The sequence below is a fragment of the Leptospira semungkisensis genome, from assembly GCF_004770055.1.
Classification (GTDB): Bacteria; Spirochaetota; Leptospiria; order Leptospirales; family Leptospiraceae; genus Leptospira_B; species Leptospira_B semungkisensis.
The window spans coordinates 330,133-349,165 of record NZ_RQEP01000010.1 but is presented as its reverse complement, the minus strand read 5'-3'; the positions used below and the strand labels follow the sequence as shown (position 1 = coordinate 349,165).

General features: G+C 43.1%; 15 protein-coding genes. 5 read left to right on the top strand and 10 right to left on the bottom strand.

What is annotated here, in order from left to right; translation table 11 throughout:
* Nucleotides 1-8 precede the first annotated feature (8 nt).
* Nucleotides 9-299: a BrnT family toxin gene (locus EHO59_RS09215; RefSeq protein ID WP_135587157.1), complete on the top strand. Its 291-nt coding sequence runs from the start codon at nucleotides 9-11 to the stop codon at nucleotides 297-299.
* Complete coding sequence (locus EHO59_RS09210) at nucleotides 296-505, top strand: antitoxin (RefSeq protein WP_135587155.1); 210 nt, start codon at nucleotides 296-298, stop codon at nucleotides 503-505. The genes EHO59_RS09215 and EHO59_RS09210 overlap by 4 nt, the downstream gene beginning before the upstream one ends.
* 13 nt (nucleotides 506-518) lie before the next feature.
* Here EHO59_RS09210 and EHO59_RS09205 read toward each other — a convergent pair whose 3' ends face one another.
* From EHO59_RS09205 to EHO59_RS09195, 3 genes are all read right to left on the bottom strand, one after another.
* Nucleotides 519-1,793, bottom strand: a complete 1,275-nt coding sequence (locus EHO59_RS09205; RefSeq protein ID WP_135587153.1) for a tetratricopeptide repeat protein — start codon at nucleotides 1,791-1,793, stop codon at nucleotides 519-521.
* 82 nt (nucleotides 1,794-1,875) lie between these two features.
* The gene (mtnC, locus tag EHO59_RS09200) at nucleotides 1,876-2,580 is read right to left on the bottom strand and encodes an acireductone synthase (protein ID WP_135587151.1); all 705 of its coding nucleotides are present in this window, start codon (nucleotides 2,578-2,580) and stop codon (nucleotides 1,876-1,878) included.
* Nucleotides 2,581-3,966 (bottom strand): MFS transporter, encoded by a 1,386-nt coding sequence (locus tag EHO59_RS09195; RefSeq protein WP_135587149.1) that lies wholly within the window; start codon nucleotides 3,964-3,966, stop codon nucleotides 2,581-2,583.
* A 322-nt stretch (nucleotides 3,967-4,288) separates the two neighbouring features.
* Between EHO59_RS09195 and EHO59_RS09190 the strand changes: the two genes are divergently transcribed.
* The gene (locus EHO59_RS09190; protein WP_135587328.1) at nucleotides 4,289-5,233 is read left to right on the top strand and encodes an alpha/beta hydrolase; all 945 of its coding nucleotides are present in this window, start codon (nucleotides 4,289-4,291) and stop codon (nucleotides 5,231-5,233) included.
* A gap of 10 nt (nucleotides 5,234-5,243) precedes the next feature.
* On the opposite strand, the gene EHO59_RS09185 is transcribed toward EHO59_RS09190, so the two are convergent.
* A complete protein-coding gene (locus EHO59_RS09185; protein ID WP_167882090.1) occupies nucleotides 5,244-6,272 on the bottom strand; it encodes a hypothetical protein in 1,029 nt (342 codons plus the stop codon).
* Nucleotides 6,273-6,444: 172 nt separating this feature from the next.
* On the opposite strand from EHO59_RS09185, the gene EHO59_RS09180 reads away from it, so the two are divergent.
* Together EHO59_RS09180 and EHO59_RS09175 are read left to right on the top strand one after the other, a co-directional pair.
* Nucleotides 6,445-7,527: an endonuclease/exonuclease/phosphatase family protein gene (locus EHO59_RS09180; protein WP_135587147.1), complete on the top strand. Its 1,083-nt coding sequence runs from the start codon at nucleotides 6,445-6,447 to the stop codon at nucleotides 7,525-7,527.
* Between the two features lie 130 nt (nucleotides 7,528-7,657).
* Nucleotides 7,658-8,116 carry a VOC family protein gene (locus tag EHO59_RS09175; RefSeq protein ID WP_135587145.1) on the top strand — a complete coding sequence of 153 codons (459 nt, stop codon included), beginning with the start codon at nucleotides 7,658-7,660 and terminating at the stop codon, nucleotides 8,114-8,116.
* 67 nt (nucleotides 8,117-8,183) lie between these two features.
* Here EHO59_RS09175 and EHO59_RS09170 read toward each other — a convergent pair whose 3' ends face one another.
* The 6 genes from EHO59_RS09170 to EHO59_RS09145 form a co-directional block, all read right to left on the bottom strand.
* A complete protein-coding gene (locus tag EHO59_RS09170; protein WP_135587143.1) occupies nucleotides 8,184-9,650 on the bottom strand; it encodes an adenylate/guanylate cyclase domain-containing protein in 1,467 nt (488 codons plus the stop codon).
* Nucleotides 9,651-9,671: 21 nt separating this feature from the next.
* Complete coding sequence (locus tag EHO59_RS09165; protein WP_135587141.1) at nucleotides 9,672-10,046, bottom strand: DUF1987 domain-containing protein; 375 nt, start codon at nucleotides 10,044-10,046, stop codon at nucleotides 9,672-9,674.
* 2 nt (nucleotides 10,047-10,048) lie between these two features.
* Nucleotides 10,049-10,603: a SiaB family protein kinase gene (locus EHO59_RS09160; protein ID WP_135587139.1), complete on the bottom strand. Its 555-nt coding sequence runs from the start codon at nucleotides 10,601-10,603 to the stop codon at nucleotides 10,049-10,051.
* 33 nt (nucleotides 10,604-10,636) lie between these two features.
* On the bottom strand, nucleotides 10,637-16,009 hold the full coding sequence (locus EHO59_RS09155) for a protein kinase domain-containing protein (RefSeq protein WP_135587137.1): 5,373 nt from the start codon (nucleotides 16,007-16,009) through the stop codon (nucleotides 10,637-10,639).
* Between the two features lie 57 nt (nucleotides 16,010-16,066).
* On the bottom strand, nucleotides 16,067-17,044 hold the full coding sequence (locus EHO59_RS09150; RefSeq protein ID WP_135587135.1) for a ketoacyl-ACP synthase III: 978 nt from the start codon (nucleotides 17,042-17,044) through the stop codon (nucleotides 16,067-16,069).
* 72 nt (nucleotides 17,045-17,116) lie between these two features.
* The gene (locus tag EHO59_RS09145) at nucleotides 17,117-18,928 is read right to left on the bottom strand and encodes a CoA-transferase (protein ID WP_135587133.1); all 1,812 of its coding nucleotides are present in this window, start codon (nucleotides 18,926-18,928) and stop codon (nucleotides 17,117-17,119) included.
* Between the last annotated feature and the right edge of the window lie 105 nt (nucleotides 18,929-19,033).

Sequence of the window (19,033 nt, the reverse complement as noted above, 5' to 3'; positions counted from 1 at the left end):
GAATAAATATGTCGTCAATCGACTTCCAATGGGATCCAGTAAAAAATAAGTCTAATAAAATAAAACATGGTATATCATTCGAAGAGGCTAAAACTGTTTTTTATGATGAAAAGGCGAGAGTTATTGCTGACCCGGACCATTCGGATGCTGAGGAGAGATTTATTATTATGGGCTTTAGTTATAAGTTGAATCTATTGATAGTGTCTCACTGCTATAGGTCGTCAAAGGATATTATAAGAATCATCTCGGCAAGAAAAGCTACTCGATCTGAATCTAAGCAATATGAGGAATTATTATGAGAAAGGAATACAACTTTTCAAAATCAAAGAAAAATACATATCTTAAAAAGTTAAAGAAGCCAATTACTATTAGAGTAGATATTGATACAATTGGCTACTTCAAGGGATTATCCGATCAAACCGGTATTCCTTATCAAAATCTAATCAATCTATATTTGGCGGAATGTGCTTCTAAAAACAAGAAAATCGATCTTTCTTGGAAATAAAAGTCAAAACTTCTTAGAGTTCTTTCTCTAAGATCAGAAGATCCTTATCACCTGCAATTGTCTTAGGACGATGCAGTTTGTATGCTTCGATTGATTCCAATGCTTTGCTTCTGAGGAAGTTTGCCTCTTCGCTTAGAGTTGCGGATTTGGATCCGCCGGAAAGCTCTAAGAATCTTTTTCCATACAATAAAGAAGTCAATCTGTGGATCCTATAGTCAGTGATATTGTCTAGACTAGCTTCTTTTAAAAGCTTCTGAGCGATCTCCCAAGATTTTTCCTGACGATTTCTAAGCTTCGGATCTTCTTCCGGAGCAGATGCAGTCTTCGGTTTCTTGGAAGGTGAATAGGAGAAATATAATTTATAATATGTTTCGGCACTTCTAAGTAAGAGTTCGTAGTCGGTTTTTGCTAAGCGAAATCCATCTCTCGCAACTTCTTGGGCCTTAAGCAGTTCTTCTGGGACATTGCTTCCTTTGGCAAAGCTTGGTGCTTGGTCTGCCTTGCAATTTAAGAAAGAGACGTATTCCCTAGTGAATCTAAGAAGGTCTTGGTCGGAGTCGAATCTTGATTTCTTATTCCATGCCGAAGTGAATTCAGCACCGGCGCTCATTGGCAGAATCCCGGAACAGATCGGTTCTTTGGAATCTACTCCCGCCTCGTTTAGATATAACATTCCTAATTTGTAATGCGGAACCGGAGATAGAGGATCTAAACGTATCGCTTTTCTATAAGATTGAATGGATTCTGGGATCTCGTCTCTTGTAAAATGATAATCCCCTTTCTTACGTTCGACTAATGCTGGGCCAGTCAATTCGGAGGATATAGGATATGCCACGGTGAGGACCTTATCCTTGGCCATGCTCAGATATCCGACCCCTCTTAATTGTTTTCCGATGAATGCGGTTTGAAAGACTGATTTTACTTCTATCTGGCCTACAATGCTTCCGTCCTTGAATGTTTCATGGTCGAAGTCTTTTTCTATCAGATATAGGATCTGGCCGGGACGTATTCCAGGATCATAATGTACTTTTACGGTGACTATATCAGGTCTTGTGTCGTATCCGAGTTCAAAACTCTTGTATTTTCCGTCGTACTCGATCGGTTTGACCTTGTCGAAGAGCATGGTTTCTCCGATCAGGATCATCTTCTCTTTACGAGGCATTCCGTCTTTGCCTACGTTTTTAGGCATGCCTACATCGCGAAATGCGTATATGATATCTTTCGAAAATATGGATTGGCTAAAAGACAAGAAGACGGCTAGGGCAAGCACCGATCGGAAAGGAGCCATAATACAATTTTCGGACGAAACTCCGTCCTCCAGTATCCGAATTTAAGGCTTAAATCGCAAAAAGGAAAGAATTTCCGGTAACTTAAGTCGCAAGCAAAGAGCTAAAATCCGAAAGCACTTCGTAGGAATGCTCCGCTTGAGGATGATTGCCTGGACGAGAAAGGATGACTGGCTTGATTCCAGAAGCAGAGGCAGCGTCCGCTTCTTCTTTTATATCCGTAAAGAAAGTAATGGAGGAAGGAGATATGGATAGTTTTTCGGCGATACGCGAGTAGCTTGTGGACTCCCTCTTTCCTCCGATTGCGGTGTCGAAATAGGCTTCGAAGTAAGGGGTTAAGTCTCCTGCTTCACAGTATTTATAGATCAATACCTGAGCTTCAACACTTCCGGAAGAATAGACTGCTGCTCTTTTGCCTGTCTTTCGTATCCTTTCTAAGAATAAGGGCACATCCAAAAAGATAGTGCTCTTGAGCTCTCCGGATTCGTATCCCTTCTTCCAGATCCTGCCTTGGATCTCTTTCAAAATTCCTAATTTACGATCTTTTGATACTAGGAATTTACAGAATTCGGAAAGAGACTCTGAAGAATTCGAGACCTCTTTTGAATATTCAGATTCGTTCTTAGATGCGGAGATAAGTTCGTTTATCACTCCTTCTTCTTTCAATTCGGAGAAGAAGGAGCCGAAATTTTGCACCGAGTAAGGAAACAATACCTTATGCACGAATTCGATTGGAGTCGTTGTGCCTTCTATATCGAATAAGAATAACTCGGTGTCCTTTTCCTTCAACTAACCAATCCTCCGGAGCCTATTTGCTTCTTCTGCAAGGTTTTGATGAAGGGTTTCCTCGTCATGTTTGAAATTTCTCAAAATATAGATCCAAGACAATCCGCAAGGGATCCAGAATAGAATGGAGATCGTGAATGCAGTAGTCCTGTCCGCAAGCACTGTGAGTAAGAGTGCCGCCATAGCCGGTCCCAGGCCCTGTCCCAAATTATCCGTGAGATTATAAAGAGCAAACATAGAAGATCTACTTTTAGGCGGATTCACATTCATGATGAGAGCTCTTACATTCGGTCCAGTGACTGAGATAATGATCCCAGTGATAATATTCACAAGAATGAATAGAGGACTTCCTGCAACGCTTCCTGCATGGAGTAGATAAATAGTGGGAAGTATCCCGATAAGGATCATGCTTCCGCAGAAGATGGGGAGTAGATTCTTATTTTTATCATAGAGCCTTTGCCCGAGTATCCCTCCGAAAAAGGTGCCTACAAAGATCCCGACTGCTGCGAAGATTACCATTGCGGAGGCAGCATCCTTTTTCATTCCATAATGAAATTCGTAATAATCGTTCAGGAATACGAAGAATACTCCCCAAGGCACGCAACCTGGAATTCCTTGCATGAAGATCCCGATATTGGTTTTTGTGGAAAATAAATTTCTAATATCATTCCATGTTAAGCGAACTGCTTCTTCTCCCTGAGAAGCCTTTAGGTTTGCAAATTCTTTCTCCCTTCCTCCTCGGACTGGTTCCTTGCAAAAAAGGCCGTAGATGAGCATGAATAGAAAGGAAGGGGCAGCCATATAGATAAAGCTCAATCTCCATCCGTTCACAGGATCTGCAGTTCCTAAGGTTCCTCCCGTCATTTGTCCGAGTCCTACACCAAGACCTATAGAAAGGGAAAGATAGCCTGCTGCGGTGGATCTGGATCTGTCGGAGAAATAGTCCCCTACAAGTGAGAATAGAAGAGGGAAACTTCCCCCAAGCCCGAAGCCAGTAAGAGTCCGAAGTATCAGAAATTCGTCATAGGTTCTTGCGAATCCGGAGAGAAGGCAGGGGATCTCTCCTAATAGAACTGTTCCGATCACGAGAGGTTTTCTGGAAAATCTCTGGGTAAGATAACCCATATAGACGGAAACAAATCCACCCAGTACGAAGAAGCAGATCGGGATCAGCCCTCCCAATTTCCAATCGATTTCCTTTTGTTCGGTGATCCCGAATGAGGAAGCTATGTTCCTGAGGTTAGGCGCGATCAAGTTCTGATCCGCAAATAAGAAGAAGGCCATTCCCATGATCATCCAGAAGGCCAGAACTGCATTGCCTCCATGGGTCGCGAGTTCGCCTAACCCAAAATATCGAAGAAGACTTTTATCCGAAGGTGACTCAGTCATCCAATTCTCTCCAAGCTATGTATTTCACCTTCGAATTACCTGTTCGGGTCGTCTCGAGAAGTGTCTTATGTATCAATTTCATGCCGATTGGATTAAAGGCATGTAAAGCGACAGATTGGTCTAGGGAAAAAGAATCGGCAACGAAAATGTGAAAGAATGGAGCGGACTTTATTCTCTTTATCGGATAACGAAACTCCTAGATCGAGTGAGTGGATCTAGCGCTTTCTTCCATTTTGGAATAAAGGCTTGACCATGCTAGGTTTTGTCTATAGCTTCGGTCGCAATCGGGATCGCCGCCTATATCGGATACGGAGCCAAAAGCATGGCCTACCAACACAAAGAGTTCTTCCTACAATCTTCCAGAGATAATACCAAACTATACGGCCAGGCTTGGACAAAGTCCGGAGCAAATCGAGTTGTAGTGTTTTGTCATGGATTCGGAGAGCATAGCGGTAGATATTCCAACATCATTCAATATTTCAAAGAAAGCGACGTGAACTTTTACGGTCTGGATCTGAGAGGTCATGGAAAATCGGAAGGAAAGAGAGGTCATGCGGGGAGTTTTGAACTCTTCGTAGACGATCTTGCCGACTTCATCCAAGAGGTCCGCAAACGGGAGAACAAGGATAAGATCCTTCTTCTGGGACATTCTATGGGAGGAGTGGTGGTCATCCGTTATGCTCTCGAAGGGATCAACCAGGATTATATTTATGGAGTGGTCGCTTGTTCATCCGCTCTTAAGATCCCGACGACTGCCTTCCAAAGGTTGCAGATCTCAATTGCAGGTTTCTTAAGAAAGCTTGCTCCTTCTACCACCTTGGACGCGAATCTGGACACCAATCTTGTGAGCCGAGATCCGGCAGTGGTGCAGGCTTATGTTGAGGATCCTCTGGTTCACGGAAAGATCTCCCTTTCTATGGGGTTTGAACTGTTCCAACAGGGTGCAATTGCGAATAAAAAGGCTGGGATCTTGCGGACTCCTATCTTGATTTTGCACGGTCTCGCGGATGGGATTGCGGATCCTTCCGGGAGCTTAGAGTTCTACAATCATCTGGTTTATAAGAATAAGAGAATGAAGACCTATAAGGGCTTCTTCCATGAGCTAATGAATGAACCTGCGGGAGAAAGAGAAAAGGTGCTGAAGGATATCAAAGAATTCATGGATTCTCTGGTTCCGGAAAGAAGTAAGCCTGCTCCCAAGAAAGCCGGCAAGAAACCTTCTTCTAAGCCAGTTGCTAAGAAGAAGGTTGTGGCTAAGAAAAAATAATCGACTTACTTTAGTCCTTCTTTCTGAATTTCAGACCGACTGCAAAGGAAAGAAAGAATAAGAAGGATACAATCCCGACTACACCGTAGATCGTTTTTTCGGTAGAGACAAAGATCTTTCCGTTTTGGATCTCTCTTTCCTGTTCGGAGACCGGTTCTACCACAGCTTCTCCACCGCTTACAGACAATGTGATTTCATATTGAGGAGAAGGATAAGAAACTATATTCGCCTTCACGTCTTCAGGAGCTTCTTCCTTAACTGAGCGAACAGTGCCCGCTCCTACATAAGAAACTTCCATGTCCTTTGGCTTGGAGAAGATTACTCTTTCTCCTTCTTGTTTCTCGAATAACAATCTATCCTTGAAATTCACGGAGGCCAGATCGCTTGCGGGAATTGCATAGGTTACAAACAATTGAGACGAGCCAGGAAGAATCGCTCGATCGAGTGCCCAACCATTCTTGCCTTGCTTTAACTGAAGTGGGATTGCCATTCCAGCTCCTTGCGTAAGTTGAGCCGAGATATCCGTTGCTTCTGTAGGAACATAGATCTCGATCGGATCATTCTCATTCTGAAAACTCTTTGGCGGGATCGTATTGTTCGTTAGGATAGATACTTTATAAACTACTAATGCATCTTTTGTGCGAACTACTTGAAGAAGGGATTTGGTCTTGATCGCAGCTCTATCAGTAGTCTTGTCATAGACGGTAACTTCTTGAGGACGGGTCCTCATAATTGGAACCGGAGGAATGATCTTATTATAATTCACTCCATTATAAGTTACTTGGAGAAGGATAGGCAGCCCGTCCGGTGCACTCACCTTAGGGAGCTTAAACGATCCTTTGACCGGACCAATGTCTCCCACAGATAGGGGAACCATTTGTCTTTCCAAAGCAAATAATCGGAGACTTTCTGCGGAGCCGACTCCGCCAGTGCTTCCGTTCTTCAGGACAACTTGCAGTTCTACTTCTTCTCCGAATGCGGGAGCTAGGCTGAAAAGGATAGAAAGAGAAAGGAATAGGATTAGAAGTTTCTTCTTCATGAGGAGAGTTCCAGTCTTTCCGGGCCCCCGAAAAAGGGAAAGCCTTTCCGTTTTCTATTCTTAGGGTCCGAAAACTCTAAAATTGTGGACGAAACCGGGACTTTGATTAGAAAGGATGCCTCACCAAAGACTTCTTTGGGTAAAAAAGAATCTCATCCGGCAGAGGGACAACTTGAAATTATTAAAAAGAATACTCATCGTCTTACTTTCCATTCTGGTCCTTCTACTCTTAATCGTATATTTCACTACATTTCATCCTTCTGAATTGCAGGAGGCTTCCGTAAACTGTGAGTCCAACGCTCCTATCCTGGACGGAGGAAAACAGATCAAATTACTTTCTTGGAATGTGCAATATTTTGCCGGAAAGAACAGAGTGTTTTGGTATGATGTCCCGGATGAGAGTGGTCCGGACACTGCACCTTCTAGAGAAGAAGTCGAAAACACTCTGAAGAAAGTGGCAAATGTAATCCTGGAGCAAAATCCGGATTTCGTTCTATTCCAAGAAGTGGATGACGGAGCCAAGAAAACGTATAGCGAGGATCAGTCTGAGAGAATACTTCCTCTTCTTTCCGATCTGTATCCTTGCAGAACCGAAGCTTTTTATTGGAAAGCAGGCTTCGTTCCTCATCCTAAGATCCTAGGATCTGTGGGAATGAAACTGACAATATTCAGTAAATATAAAATAGTTTCAGCGCTTAGACACCAGCTCCCCACGCCTCCTGCGGATCCGATTACCCAACAATTGCAATTGAAACGTGCAGTCTTACAGGCAGATATCGCGACTCACGATGGAAAGACAGTCACACTGCTGAACACTCATCTGGACGCATTTTCTATGGGAACGGATACGATGCACAGACAGGTGAGATTCATTGAAAATCTATTAGAAACTTTGGACGCAAAGAAGATGCCTTGGATCTTGGCCGGGGATTTTAATCTTCTTCCTCCCGGATTTTCCAGAGGTCAACTGCATCCAAACGGAGCCTTTTTCTATAGCGACGAAGAGGAGATCTCTCCGATCTTTCAAAAATGGAATTCTACTGTGAGCCTCGAGGAATTGAACGGTCCGAACAAAGAGAAATTCTTCACTCATGTTCCGAACGATCCTCAGATAGCAAAGCCTGACCGCACTATCGATTATATATTCTATTCTAAAGGACTTGCTAAGAAAGAATATAAGGTCCTGCAAGAAGGGGAAGCCGCAGACGCGAGCGATCATCTTCCTTTAGAAGCTACATTCTCCCAGGAAGAATAAGTTACCTAGTCGTTCTATACTTCTTTGGATGACCTGATATTTACATTCATAGAATCAGGATCTCCTCGGCAAATCTCTTGCTCTTTTGCTAGTGAAGAGGATCTTGGAAAAAAACTAAGATAGGTTGTGTATGAGACCGTTTAAGATCCTAGGAGTCCAACAGATTGCGGTAGGCGGAGAAGATAAGCAGAAGCTTAAGAAATTTTGGGTGGATATTCTCGGCCTGGAGAACGTAGGAACGTATCGCAGTGAAAAAGAGAATGTGGACGAGGACATTCTTAGAATGGGAAAAGGCGCTTACGCGGTCGAAGTGGATATCATGGAACCAGTCGATGCGACCAAGAGCCCAAAAGTTCATGATCCCAAATTGAATCATATCGGTCTATGGGTGGATGATATCCACAAAGCTGTGGAATGGTTGAGTGCTCAAGGAGTTCGTTTTACTCCTGGTGGGATCCGCAAAGGAGCCGGCGGTCATGATGTGACCTTCATTCATCCAAAAGGAAACGAAGAATTTCCTCTTTCTGCAGAAGGCGTTTTAGTAGAGTTAGTCCAAGCTCCGAAAGAAGTAATCGACGCGTTAGGTTGATTGCTTAGATTAAATGAGGACTCTATCGGAGTCCAAGAGTTGATGAGGTAAGGTCCGGTGACGGGCCTTATTTTTTGCCCAAAAGGAAATATGTATGCATCGGGCCTTTTCCTTTTACCTCGATGATACTTCTGTCTTCGAAAGAATATTTATCTTTCAAGGAAAGATAAACGGCTTCTGAAACATGAATCCTTCCTGTAGAACCGTGAGATTCCATACGAGAAGCTGTGTTTACTGAATCGCCCCAGAGATCGTACACGAATTTGTTTTTTCCGATCACTCCTGCGACAACTTCTCCAGTATGTAATCCTATCCTAACGTTGAATTCAAACTCAAGCTCCGGTTTCAATTCGTCCAAGCGACGGATCATATCTAAAGCAGCCTGAGCCGCTTTGTCGGCATGATCTTCTGTTATAACCGGGATCCCTCCCGCTAACATATAACAGTCTCCGATCGTTTTGATCTTTTCGAGTTTGTACTTGTCAGCGATGACATCGAACTCAGTAAAAATGCGGTTTAAGATCTCTACCAATCTTGTAGGTGTCTTGATCTTGGTAGTAAGTTTGGAGAAGCCGACTATATCCGCGAACAAAACGGTAGAAGAAGGGAAGTAATCCGCAATGACTCCTTCTCCTCCTTTCAATCTGTCAGCAATGCTTCTTGGTAGAATGTTCAACAAAAGGTTTTCGGACTTCTGTCTTTCTTCTTCTATGTTCTTGTTCAGCTCTTCGATCTTTTCGAGAGAATCCTTTAATTCCTTGTTTCTCTTAGAAAGAGTGCGATACGCATCCGCATTATCCACTCCGATCGCAACATAGTTCGCGAGAGTTCTAAGAATATTCAACTGATTGGGTTGAAATGCGTTTTTAGAGTAGCTGTGAACTGTGAGCACACCGATAAAGCGCTCTTCTACTTTTAAAGGGAAATACAATGCCGACTTGGTATTCTCTCCGAAATGTTTTCGGATCTCATCCAGATATTGAGGAAAATCCTTTTCTACATCCTGGCTGATCAATTCATGTCCGTGCTTGATACAATAAGAAGAAGGGTTGTCTGCCTCAAGAGAATCTACTGAAGGAGCAGGAGTGTATCTTCCATCTATTACGCAAAACTTATATTTGATCTCTTTCTTTTCTTCGTCATAGATCCCGAATGCAAGAACGTCCATAGGGACCATGGACTTGGTGTTCTGATAAACGGACTGGATGATTACCTTTGGCTCAAGAGAAGAGGTGATGATCCTTCCCACCTCGGTAACAAGCTTGAGGTCCATATAGGCGGCCTCGAGCATTATATTAGAATTTGTTAATTCTTCTTGGGTTTTGAGAAGTCTATGTTGAGTAGAGTCTCCGATCTTCATGATCTTAGAAGACTGTTTTAATAGAGACTCGTAGGAATCCACCAAGGTCTTAAGTTTATCCTTGGGATCTCCTCCGTTGCCGGAATTATCTAGGAAAGATTGCGCGTCCGAGAGAAGTTTAAATTCCTGCTCGAAGAAAGTATTAGATTCTTTTGTAGACTCGTTCTTTTCCACAAGATGATCGTATTCGGAAATCTATTTATAAGATTTCATTTTGAACGGAAGGCTAAGATCAGAAGAGAATTCTTCTCCCGTCTCCTGCATATCCTCGTCGTCTTCCTTAAACAGCCATTCGACTTCGACCTTTCCGCCCTTATCATGATATTTTTGAAGATGATCCAAAATATCCATGATCACTTTGGAGGAACTGGTATTGAAATAATCCATTTGAAAACGGAACTGTATCTGCTTGCTAGAAGCTTGGATAGCGGACAACCAATCAAAGACAGGTTTATAGAATGCCATCGCGTTCTCGGGATAGGATTCTCCGATGATCTCCGCGACGCCTTTGGATGAATCTAAGATGACTTCCGGTGAAGTTTTAGTTTGTTGTATATGCAAGGATTCCATGATTAGTTTTCCTTCGTAAAAAATGCGGAGATTGTGAAGAAGGATTGTTTTCCATCCAACGAATCAAAATGAAATACTAGAGGTCCATCCGACTTTCTCGCAATATCGATCAATCCTACTCCGGCTCCCTTGCTATCCTCTGGTCTCTCTGACCTGAGTTGCTGCTGATAAAAAGACTTTAATTCGTCCTTATTCATGGAGTTGATTTTCTGGATCCTTTCCGTGAGAAACTCGATCTTCTCGTTCAATACCAAATTTCCCGAAGCAACATGGTAGCCAACAGAATTTTCCCTGACTACGAGGATACCGACTCCAGCATCCTTTTGCTCTTCGTTGATCTTGCGCTCCGCAGAATAGTGAAGCATGTTCTGAGCGAGTTCTATAAATACGGCAAAAATTTTCTTAATTTTGGATTCCGTGCTGAGAGAAGTACGGATCATAGAACCCAATTCGGTCAAAACTTCCTGGGACAGCCTGCCCTTGAAGGATACTAGCAAATTATATTCGCTGGTTTCCTGATAAGTCTTAAACAGATTAACGACTTCATTTTCCATCATTAGCATCTTCCTTGTTCAGAAACATCTCCTTAATTAACCACCCAAAACCACACCGACAAGTGTTATGTCGTCCCGCTGCGCTTCTCCGTTTTGATGAGCTAGCAGGAAGGATTCCATTCTCTCTTTTTGTTCCGCACTGGAGAGGTGTTCTATTCCACCCAAAAATGCGAGAAACCCTTTGGTACCGATCTTCATACGTTCAGGATTCGGTTGATCCATGAAACCATCCGTGGTTAGGTAGACACTCGTTCGAATTCCTTTTTGTAGAGGAATGGAGTGTGTCGTAAATTTTCGCGTCTCTTCTTTTTGCTTGCCGCCTATCGAGAACCTATCTCCTTTAATTTCGGTCAAGACTCCGCCTTTTCCTATAAAAATAGGGCGTTTCGCTCCGGCAAAGAATAAATTATTGTCCTGTATCTTTAATAGGCAGAGGTCCATTCCGTCCCTGGAATTGGTTTGATCGGTATCCTGTTTCAAGGCCTGTCTTACCTTCTGGTGAAGAAGGGCCAAGATCTCTCCCGGCTCAGTGATACCTATCTCGTTTACGATCTGGTTCAGAAGAGTATTCCCGATCATGGACATAAGCGCTCCTGGAACTCCATGACCGGTGCAGTCTACTGCAGCAATATATATGGCATCTTCCTGCTTGGAGAACCAATAGAAGTCTCCGGATACAATGTCCTTCGGTCGGAATATTACGAAATAATCCTGCAGGGACTTTCCTAAGATTTCCGGAGCAGGAAGGATCGCCTGTTGAATATTCAAAGAATATGTAATACTGTCAGTGATATGCTGATTCTTTAAGGCGAGATCATCATTAGCAGTCGCCAATTCTTTTGTTCTTTCAGCTACCTTGCCTTCCAAGTTCGCATAGAGCAATGCGTTATCAATGGAGATAGCAGCCTGCGAAGAAAGTATCGAGATCGTCTGTAAACGATCCGAAGTGAATGCAGCCTCGGAGAGATTATTCTCTAAATATAATATACCGATCAGCTCTCCCTGTTTGATAATAGGAGAACATAGGACTGATTTTGTTTTTCTCTCTCGGATATATGGATCCTTGTTAAACTTCTCATCAGCAAATGCGTTTCTGAGTACTAAATCTTCTTTGGTCCTTTCTACATAGTAGATGACGCTGATAGGAATATTCCTACTTTCTTGGATAGGGATCCCTTGCATGACACGGATCTCGTCATCCGTTATGCTACCTTCTGCCTCTACGAAGAGTTTGCCGTCTCTTCTTAAGATCATGACTCCTTTTTCGGCTCCCACATTCTCGATCGAGATCTGCATTAATGTATCCAACAAGGACTCGAGTTTGATCTCTCCGGAAATCGCTGTGGAACTTTTCAGAATCGATTGGAAGTCGAGAGTTTGTCCTGTATACACTTCCGTTGCGGCGGCAGTGCGGGTGCTCAGGGTTCCTAAAGTGCGAGTCGCGCGAAGAGTATCTCTTCCTTTTTCTCGAATGAATTCGGGGTATTTGGCCTTTAATAGTTCTTGTTTCTTGGTGGCTCCCCATCTTCCGTACTTTTGATAGGCTTCACTGATATATTGAGAGCCAATCTTCGCGCTTCCTTTTGAGAACCAGAACTTGGATGCGAGTTCCGCGGCAAGTGCCTCATCGTTATAATATTCGTTTTTACTCGCGAGTTGGATTGCTTGCTCGTAAGTCTTAGCTGCCTTCCAGTTCTTGTATTCCAATCTTGCGAGCTCTGCTTCGACTAAGAGATATTTATGTTCGAAATTCTCAGGAGAATTCTCGGAAAGAAGTTTTAGTTTCTGCTGATTCTTCTTCATTCTTTCCAGGAACTTTGCTTTCTTATCTTGAGGAGAAAGTTTATAGTTCGCAGCCATCGCGAGAGAATAGAGATAACCATGTTCTTCTACCGCGATCTGTCCTGAGATAAATCCAAGCATTCCCTCAGCTTCTTCTAATTCCTTAAGAGCGGCTTCCGGTTCTCCATAAGAGAGAAGCATTCTACTCTTCATGATCTTGAACAAACAAACCGGAAACGGACTCTGGTGAGAATTGCAGAGCTCAATATATTCCTGCTCGTTCATTTCCTCCGTCGAAAATTCTATATGAGAAGCAGTCTTGCCTCTTAAGTTGGAAATGATGAGTGCGGAAGCAAGGACGGTATCGATCGCTAGGTTGTTTTTCACTTTTCTAGTGAATTTTAAAAGGCCATCTATTTTAGGTTTTACTAATTCTAGGTTTTTGGATTGGAGAACTACGTTGATTGCGTCGTTCATCGCGCAATATCCACCGTGTAGGAACTCTCCGGATTCTAAACTGGCTTGTATTCCTCTATGATTGATCTCTTCGGAATACTTCAGGTGTTTCACGAATGGAGTGGTGTAATTGGCCAGAATATTCGCGGCTTTCGCTATTCCACTCGGATTCTTGTATTTCTCGCTAACTTTGACGGCTAACTCCGCAAACTCGTAACCCTTTCTATACTGTTGAAATCCTGAGGTAAGTACGATTGCATACATGGAATATCCGTACGGATCGGACATGTTCCCGTGTTTCAAGAAGAGGTTTACCATCTTCAATGAAATAACAGGGAATAAAGTAAGAGCATAATTATAAACTGTAGGAATGGCACTCGTCATCAGGTTCACTGCCATAATATGTTCCTGCTTTTGGATCAGAGGAAGATCCAATAAGGACTCTACAGTCTTGCCATCCAATGCCGCGTTTGCGATCTCTATCTCCGCACCGGTCACCTTATCATGATCCTTGTCGGGAATATCGACGCCCAAAGGTTTTAATGCCTTGATGATCATAGGAAGTGCCAAATCGAATTTTCCAAGAGCGGAGTATTCTATAATGAGAAGATTATAAGCATCTCCAAGTTCGATCGGTGTCTTTGCATATTTTAGGAGAGTGTCTATTGTCTTTTGAGAATCATCAAAGACACCGGTGAGATATTGGATCTCGCCTAGTTCTCTAAATATGGAATAGCAAATATCGTAATGGGCCGCCCAGAGTTTGTCATCTCCCTGATTCGCTTCCGGCATGAGAAACAGCATCTCTCTTGCCTTTGCGATATAGTTCAATGCAGGTTTGTATGCGGTAGAATTCTTTGCCTTCTTTCCTGCGATCAGATCCAACTGAGCCAGTTTGAGTTTTTCAGGAGCCTCAGTGATGTACGAAGAGCCTATGTTTAAGTGATTCGCTATATCGAAAATATTGTCTTCGATCTGTTTTTGGTCCGCATTTTCTAAGAGGAATCTTCCGAGTTGAAGACGGATTTTCTTCTTCTTATCTTCGTCTATGATCTCGTATGCGGCCTGCTGTACTCTGTCGTGTTGGAATCTGTACATGACAGTCTTGGCAGCTTGGTACAGCTTTTCCTTATTGGATTCCTTTTCGTCCAAGGCTTCTGCCAGACGATAGTTGTCCCCAACTGGTACGATTAATTCTTCTTGAATTGCTTCTTGTATAGCTCCTAAAGCAGTTTTATAATCTGTCTCTCTGATCCTGGTAAGAAGAGCGAGGTCAAAGGAACTTCCGATACAGGAGGCGAGCTCTAATGTTTCTTGTATCTTAGGGGGAAGCTTTCGGATCCGATTGATCAGTAGTTCGACTACGTTATCCGAAATCTTTGTATTCCTGATCTTAGCGATATCCCATTTCCATACGCCTTCGCCCGGTTTTCCGGTTTCCTGGTCAAAGAAGACGGAATCTTCTTTTGCGAGCTGTTTTAATAACTCTCCGATAAAGAAAGGATTCCCTCCGGTTTTGGAATGAATGATTTCTGAAAGTTCATTGGTCTTTTCTTGGGAAGTGTGAAGACTATCGGATAATAGCTCTTTGACGTCCTTTAGAGCGAGAGGTTGAAGCACAATCTTGTAAGGATCCAAACCTTCTTTTTCCAAAACATCTAAAAGAGCTTGGAATGGGTGAGAAGAATCCACTTCGTTGTCCCGATATGCCAGGATTATGAAAAGGTAACTTACGGTTACGTCTTCCATTAAGATCTTTAAAAGTTCGAGAGAAGCAGTGTCTGCCCATTGCATATCGTCCAAGAAAACTGCAAGAGGATGCTCTGAACTTGCAAAAACCTTAATGAAGTTCTGGAATACGATATAAAAACGGTTTGCGTTCTCTTGAGGGCCTAATTCCGGAACTGTTTCTTGTTTTCCGATAATGATCTCTAATTCTGGGATCACATCCGTGATTACTTTTCCATTAGGGCCGAGAGCCTTGCGTATCTTTCCTTTCCAAGCCTCGATCCTTTCTGGAGGTTCGGTTAGAATCAATTCGACTAGGCTTGAGAACACTTGTATAATTGCGGAGAAGGGAAGGTTGCGATTGTACTGATCGAATTTTCCGGAAATAAAATAGCCCTTAGATTCGGTAAGAGGCTTGTTGATCTCTTTTACGAGAGAAGATTTACCTACTCCGGAATATCCCCCGATCAATACCATTCTGGAGCGACCGTTAGCCGCAACATTCTTGAATTCTTCTAAGAGAGTATTGATATACTCTTCTCTTCCGTAGAGTTTTTGAGGGATCTTGAATTCAGGAGAGAAATCATTTTGTGCCAAGGCAAAAGCAGGAAAATCGGTATTCTCCTTCCATAAGGAGAACGCTTTTTCTAAGTCACCTTGCAAGCCTCTTGCAGTTTGGTATCTATCTTCCGCATTCTTTGCCAGAAGCTTCATTACGATATCTGAAAGTACAGAAGGGACTTCCGGACGAAGTTCTTTAGGAGGGACCGGGATCTTGGCCAAATGAGAGTGAACTAGTTGGAGTAAATCATCTCCATCAAATGGCAATTTGCCTAAAAGCATTTCGTAGAAAGTGATACCTAGAGAATAGAAATCGCTTCTATAATCTACGGATCGATTCATTCTTCCGGTTTGTTCCGGAGAAACATAATGAATGGAACCTTCTAATATATTCGGAGCAGACCAAGAAGTTTCTTCTTTATTGAGTCGAGTAGAGATCCCGAAGTCTATGATCCTGACCTGTTTGCTTTCTTTATTATAGATAATGTTTTCAGGCTTTAAGTCTTTATGGATGATCTTGCGCGAATGGATCTCGCTCAGCCTTTCGGAGAGCTGGATTGCGATGGAAAAGAAGTCGGTAAGAGTGAGAGGTTTCTTTGCAATATAATCCTTTAAGGAACCTCCAGACACATAGTCCATGAATAGAGCGAATCCATCCTGGAGTTTCTCGAACTTGATTGGCTTTACGAATTCCTTCTCAGATAACAATGCCAGAATCTCATATTCATTCCTGAGATTCACTACGGAAGGATGCAATTCATCCAGAACAGGAAGGAATTTGATTATGACGGATTTGCTATCTTCTTTTCGAACAGCCTTATATACTTCCGAGGCAGATTCGGCGTTTAGCCTTTCTCTCAGTTCGAATCCTGTTACGATCATCCTTCTACTTCACCTTTTCTATTTATTGTTTTTCTTTGTGCGGAATCGATATCGAATCTATAATCGATATAAAAGTCCACCCCAATAAAATCCCGCTCCGACCGCAGGAGACAGAATTAAGTCTCCCTTCTTCACAATTCCTTTATAATAATATTCTGATAGAGCTATAGGAATGGAAGCTGCAGAAGTATTTCCTACTCTCTCAAAGTTGAGTAGGATCTTTTCTTTCGGGAATTTAGTTCTTTTTAAGACGTCTTGGACGACTACATCTGTTCCGGGATGAGGAATGACCCAATCAATATCTTCGATACTCAATCCATGTTTATTCATGAGTTGGTCCATCGAAGAAAGAGTTAGGTCCGCAGCGTTCGTGACTAATTCCGGAAAACTCTTAATATGATAATTTGGTCCAGGACCCAATTCGATGAGTGAGGAAAGATCTCCATTGTCTTTCAAAAAGGAATCTATGACTCCGTAATTCTTATCTCCAGTATGTTCTAAGAGAACTCCAGCGGCTGCATCGCCTGCAGTGAATTCTCCGTAGCCGCTCATCCTAGTTCTTATCGAAAATCTTTCGCTACCGATCACAAGTGCGGACTTATACTTACCACTGGAAAGAAATGCGGCGCCGATCTGGACTCCATGAACGAATCCGGTGCAAGCAGTAGAAATATCGAATGCAAGTGCGTTGGATGTGCCGGTTAACTTAGAAGCCTGAGGAGCAAGATCCGGAAGATAGAGCCTGTCTGTCCAGTTTGCCAGGATAAATACATCCACATCCTTAGCATCTTTGCCTGCATCTTTTAGGATCATTTGTGCGGTTTCAGCCGCCATGAATTGAGCGGTTTCCTTTTCGTTCGCTCTTCTTCTTTCCGTAACTCCTATATTGCCTATCACTGCTTTTTCGGCAGGATGCATTTCGGGGTATTTCAGTCTGGCGCGGATCTCGTCGTTTTTTACGATCCTTTCGGGAAGATAATGCCCGATCCCGGTGATCCGAACACCGTTGGAAGCTAGGTTCTTAGCTTTTTCCATGGATCAATACTCCCTCGGTCCATAATAAATTTCCAGTCATAATTCCAATCTTTTGCTCCATTCGTCTCGAAGTTAAGGCAAACGCGTGTAAACCATAAACTGTTCCGTATAGATCCTTTCTGGATCTAATTCCCTAAGAGCTGTCAATTCTTCAGAAGTGATCGGAGGTTCTTGGTCTATAGGCAGTTCCTCGTCAGGGGGAAGCCAAAGAGTATATCTTAGAACGGCTTCTTCTGCTTCCATCTCATCGTCTGAGGCGGGGGCGATCCAAGAAGATAGTTCGAACGGATGGTCGGAGAAGGATTTTCTTTTGAATCTACCGAATTGGCAGACTGCTTCTACCACTCTATCTCCGGGAGAAGTGATGAATTTTACCTTTCTTACGAATCTGTATCTGTTTGCCTTTGCGACTACGATCGTATCTGCAGTGGAAACGATATCATTCGCGCCTCCCGATCCCACTAGAAAGTTTCCTTTTCCATCCAACACAGAGTTAATATTACCGAACCAATCCACTTCTGCAGCACCTATCACTCCCAAACAATCGTCCGGGACAACGGTTCCTAAGATGCTAACCACATCGGATAGCATGGAACAAGAATGAGTATGAAGTTGGCTGAATAAGAATACATCTCCTGCAAAGGGTTTCATTCCATAGAAGCCCAACTCAGAGATTACTTTGATATGAATTCCTTCTTTCTCTAAGAGTTTGGCCGCAGTCCAGGCTGCCATGTGAGCAGCACCGATTCCGGCGAGCACTGTCTTATAACTTTTTTCTTTCACTCTTTCGATGATTGCCCTAGCAGTGAGAATAATTGTCTGTTCGGAATCATTCACAGTCTTCGGATCTTCAGGAGAAGAAAGCACATGCTCCGGAGGAGTCATCTTAAGACGTCTAAGTCGAACATCTCCGATTAGTTCCAAATATTCGTCATGACTGGATAACATTACATTTTCTTTATACCATTTCTCTGCTCTGGAAGGAACTCCGGCGGACTCGTTTGCTTCTGTCTGGAATTCGTAATCATCCATATAAGATTCCACACCTTCGAAGGCGGGAAGATCCGGAAGACTATGCACTCTTAAGGATTGAGGATGAGCGCCGTATCTTGCAGGAGCGATTCCTAATACTCGTACTCCAGGTATATTTACGAGTTCAGGCGGGATTGTACCTCTGGGAACGATCTTCTCTACAGTTGCGATCACTCCTTTAGATGCAGCAAGTGCTCCCCAAGAACCTTCTCCTGCAGGAGGGCAGAGGACTACATTCCCATCTTCGTCCGCGACAATTCCATGAACGAGAGTAATGTCCGGATTTAAAGGAAGAAGAAGGACCATATCCTTTTCTCTAGTTCCTCGACTTTCCGATGTTAGGTGAGGGGCCGCAGCTTCTCCGAATGCCTGTCCTTCTGTGGGTTTATGATATAGAAATGCTGTTTTTCCCAATTTATCGGTGATGAGATCGGAACCTACAAGAGAATTGGAAATGAAACCTGGAAGTCTCATCGCTCCTGCGATCAATCTTTGGGTTAAGGAAAGAAGGGACCAAAGTTCCAGTTCGAAAGGCTTTCCTCTTAAGAGATCCTTATATAAACCGTTGGGACTTGGCTTAGGATAGTTGTCTCCAGCAAAACCAGTAATGATCTTTTTCACAATGCCGGAGAGAGCTAAGCAATGTGCACTGGAATGAATCCCTGCAACGCTGATCGTAAAATCTGGTTTAGCTCCTTGAAAGATACGACATAGAGAATAGATGAGTGCATTCGGGCGGGACATGGTGGTCGCCAAGTGCAAGTACATACCGGGGCGAACAAACTCCCTTATCAGGGAGTCCGGGTCGGAAAGAATCTTTGTTGGCTCTCTCTGTACTGATTCCTGCGGCATTATCGTATTTGCAAGACTGCCCCGAATTCTTTGATTTTAGAACTAGTCTTTTGACGGAAAAAAGGCCGGATTCATACGAAATTCGAAGGAAAATACTGTCAGAGC

Coding starts and splice junctions, on each gene's coding strand:
- EHO59_RS09215 (WP_135587157.1), top strand. CDS start 9: ATGTCGTCAATCGACTTCCAATGGGATCCAGTAAAAAATAAGTCTAAT.
- EHO59_RS09210 (WP_135587155.1), top strand. CDS start 296: ATGAGAAAGGAATACAACTTTTCAAAATCAAAGAAAAATACATATCTT.
- EHO59_RS09205 (WP_135587153.1), bottom strand. CDS start 1,793: ATGGCTCCTTTCCGATCGGTGCTTGCCCTAGCCGTCTTCTTGTCTTTT.
- EHO59_RS09195 (WP_135587149.1), bottom strand. CDS start 3,966: ATGACTGAGTCACCTTCGGATAAAAGTCTTCTTCGATATTTTGGGTTA.
- EHO59_RS09190 (WP_135587328.1), top strand. CDS start 4,289: ATGGCCTACCAACACAAAGAGTTCTTCCTACAATCTTCCAGAGATAAT.
- EHO59_RS09185 (WP_167882090.1), bottom strand. CDS start 6,272: ATGAAGAAGAAACTTCTAATCCTATTCCTTTCTCTTTCTATCCTTTTC.
- EHO59_RS09175 (WP_135587145.1), top strand. CDS start 7,658: ATGAGACCGTTTAAGATCCTAGGAGTCCAACAGATTGCGGTAGGCGGA.
- EHO59_RS09165 (WP_135587141.1), bottom strand. CDS start 10,046: ATGGAATCCTTGCATATACAACAAACTAAAACTTCACCGGAAGTCATC.
- EHO59_RS09160 (WP_135587139.1), bottom strand. CDS start 10,603: ATGATGGAAAATGAAGTCGTTAATCTGTTTAAGACTTATCAGGAAACC.
- EHO59_RS09155 (WP_135587137.1), bottom strand. CDS start 16,009: ATGATCGTAACAGGATTCGAACTGAGAGAAAGGCTAAACGCCGAATCT.
- EHO59_RS09150 (WP_135587135.1), bottom strand. CDS start 17,044: ATGGAAAAAGCTAAGAACCTAGCTTCCAACGGTGTTCGGATCACCGGG.
- EHO59_RS09145 (WP_135587133.1), bottom strand. CDS start 18,928: ATGCCGCAGGAATCAGTACAGAGAGAGCCAACAAAGATTCTTTCCGAC.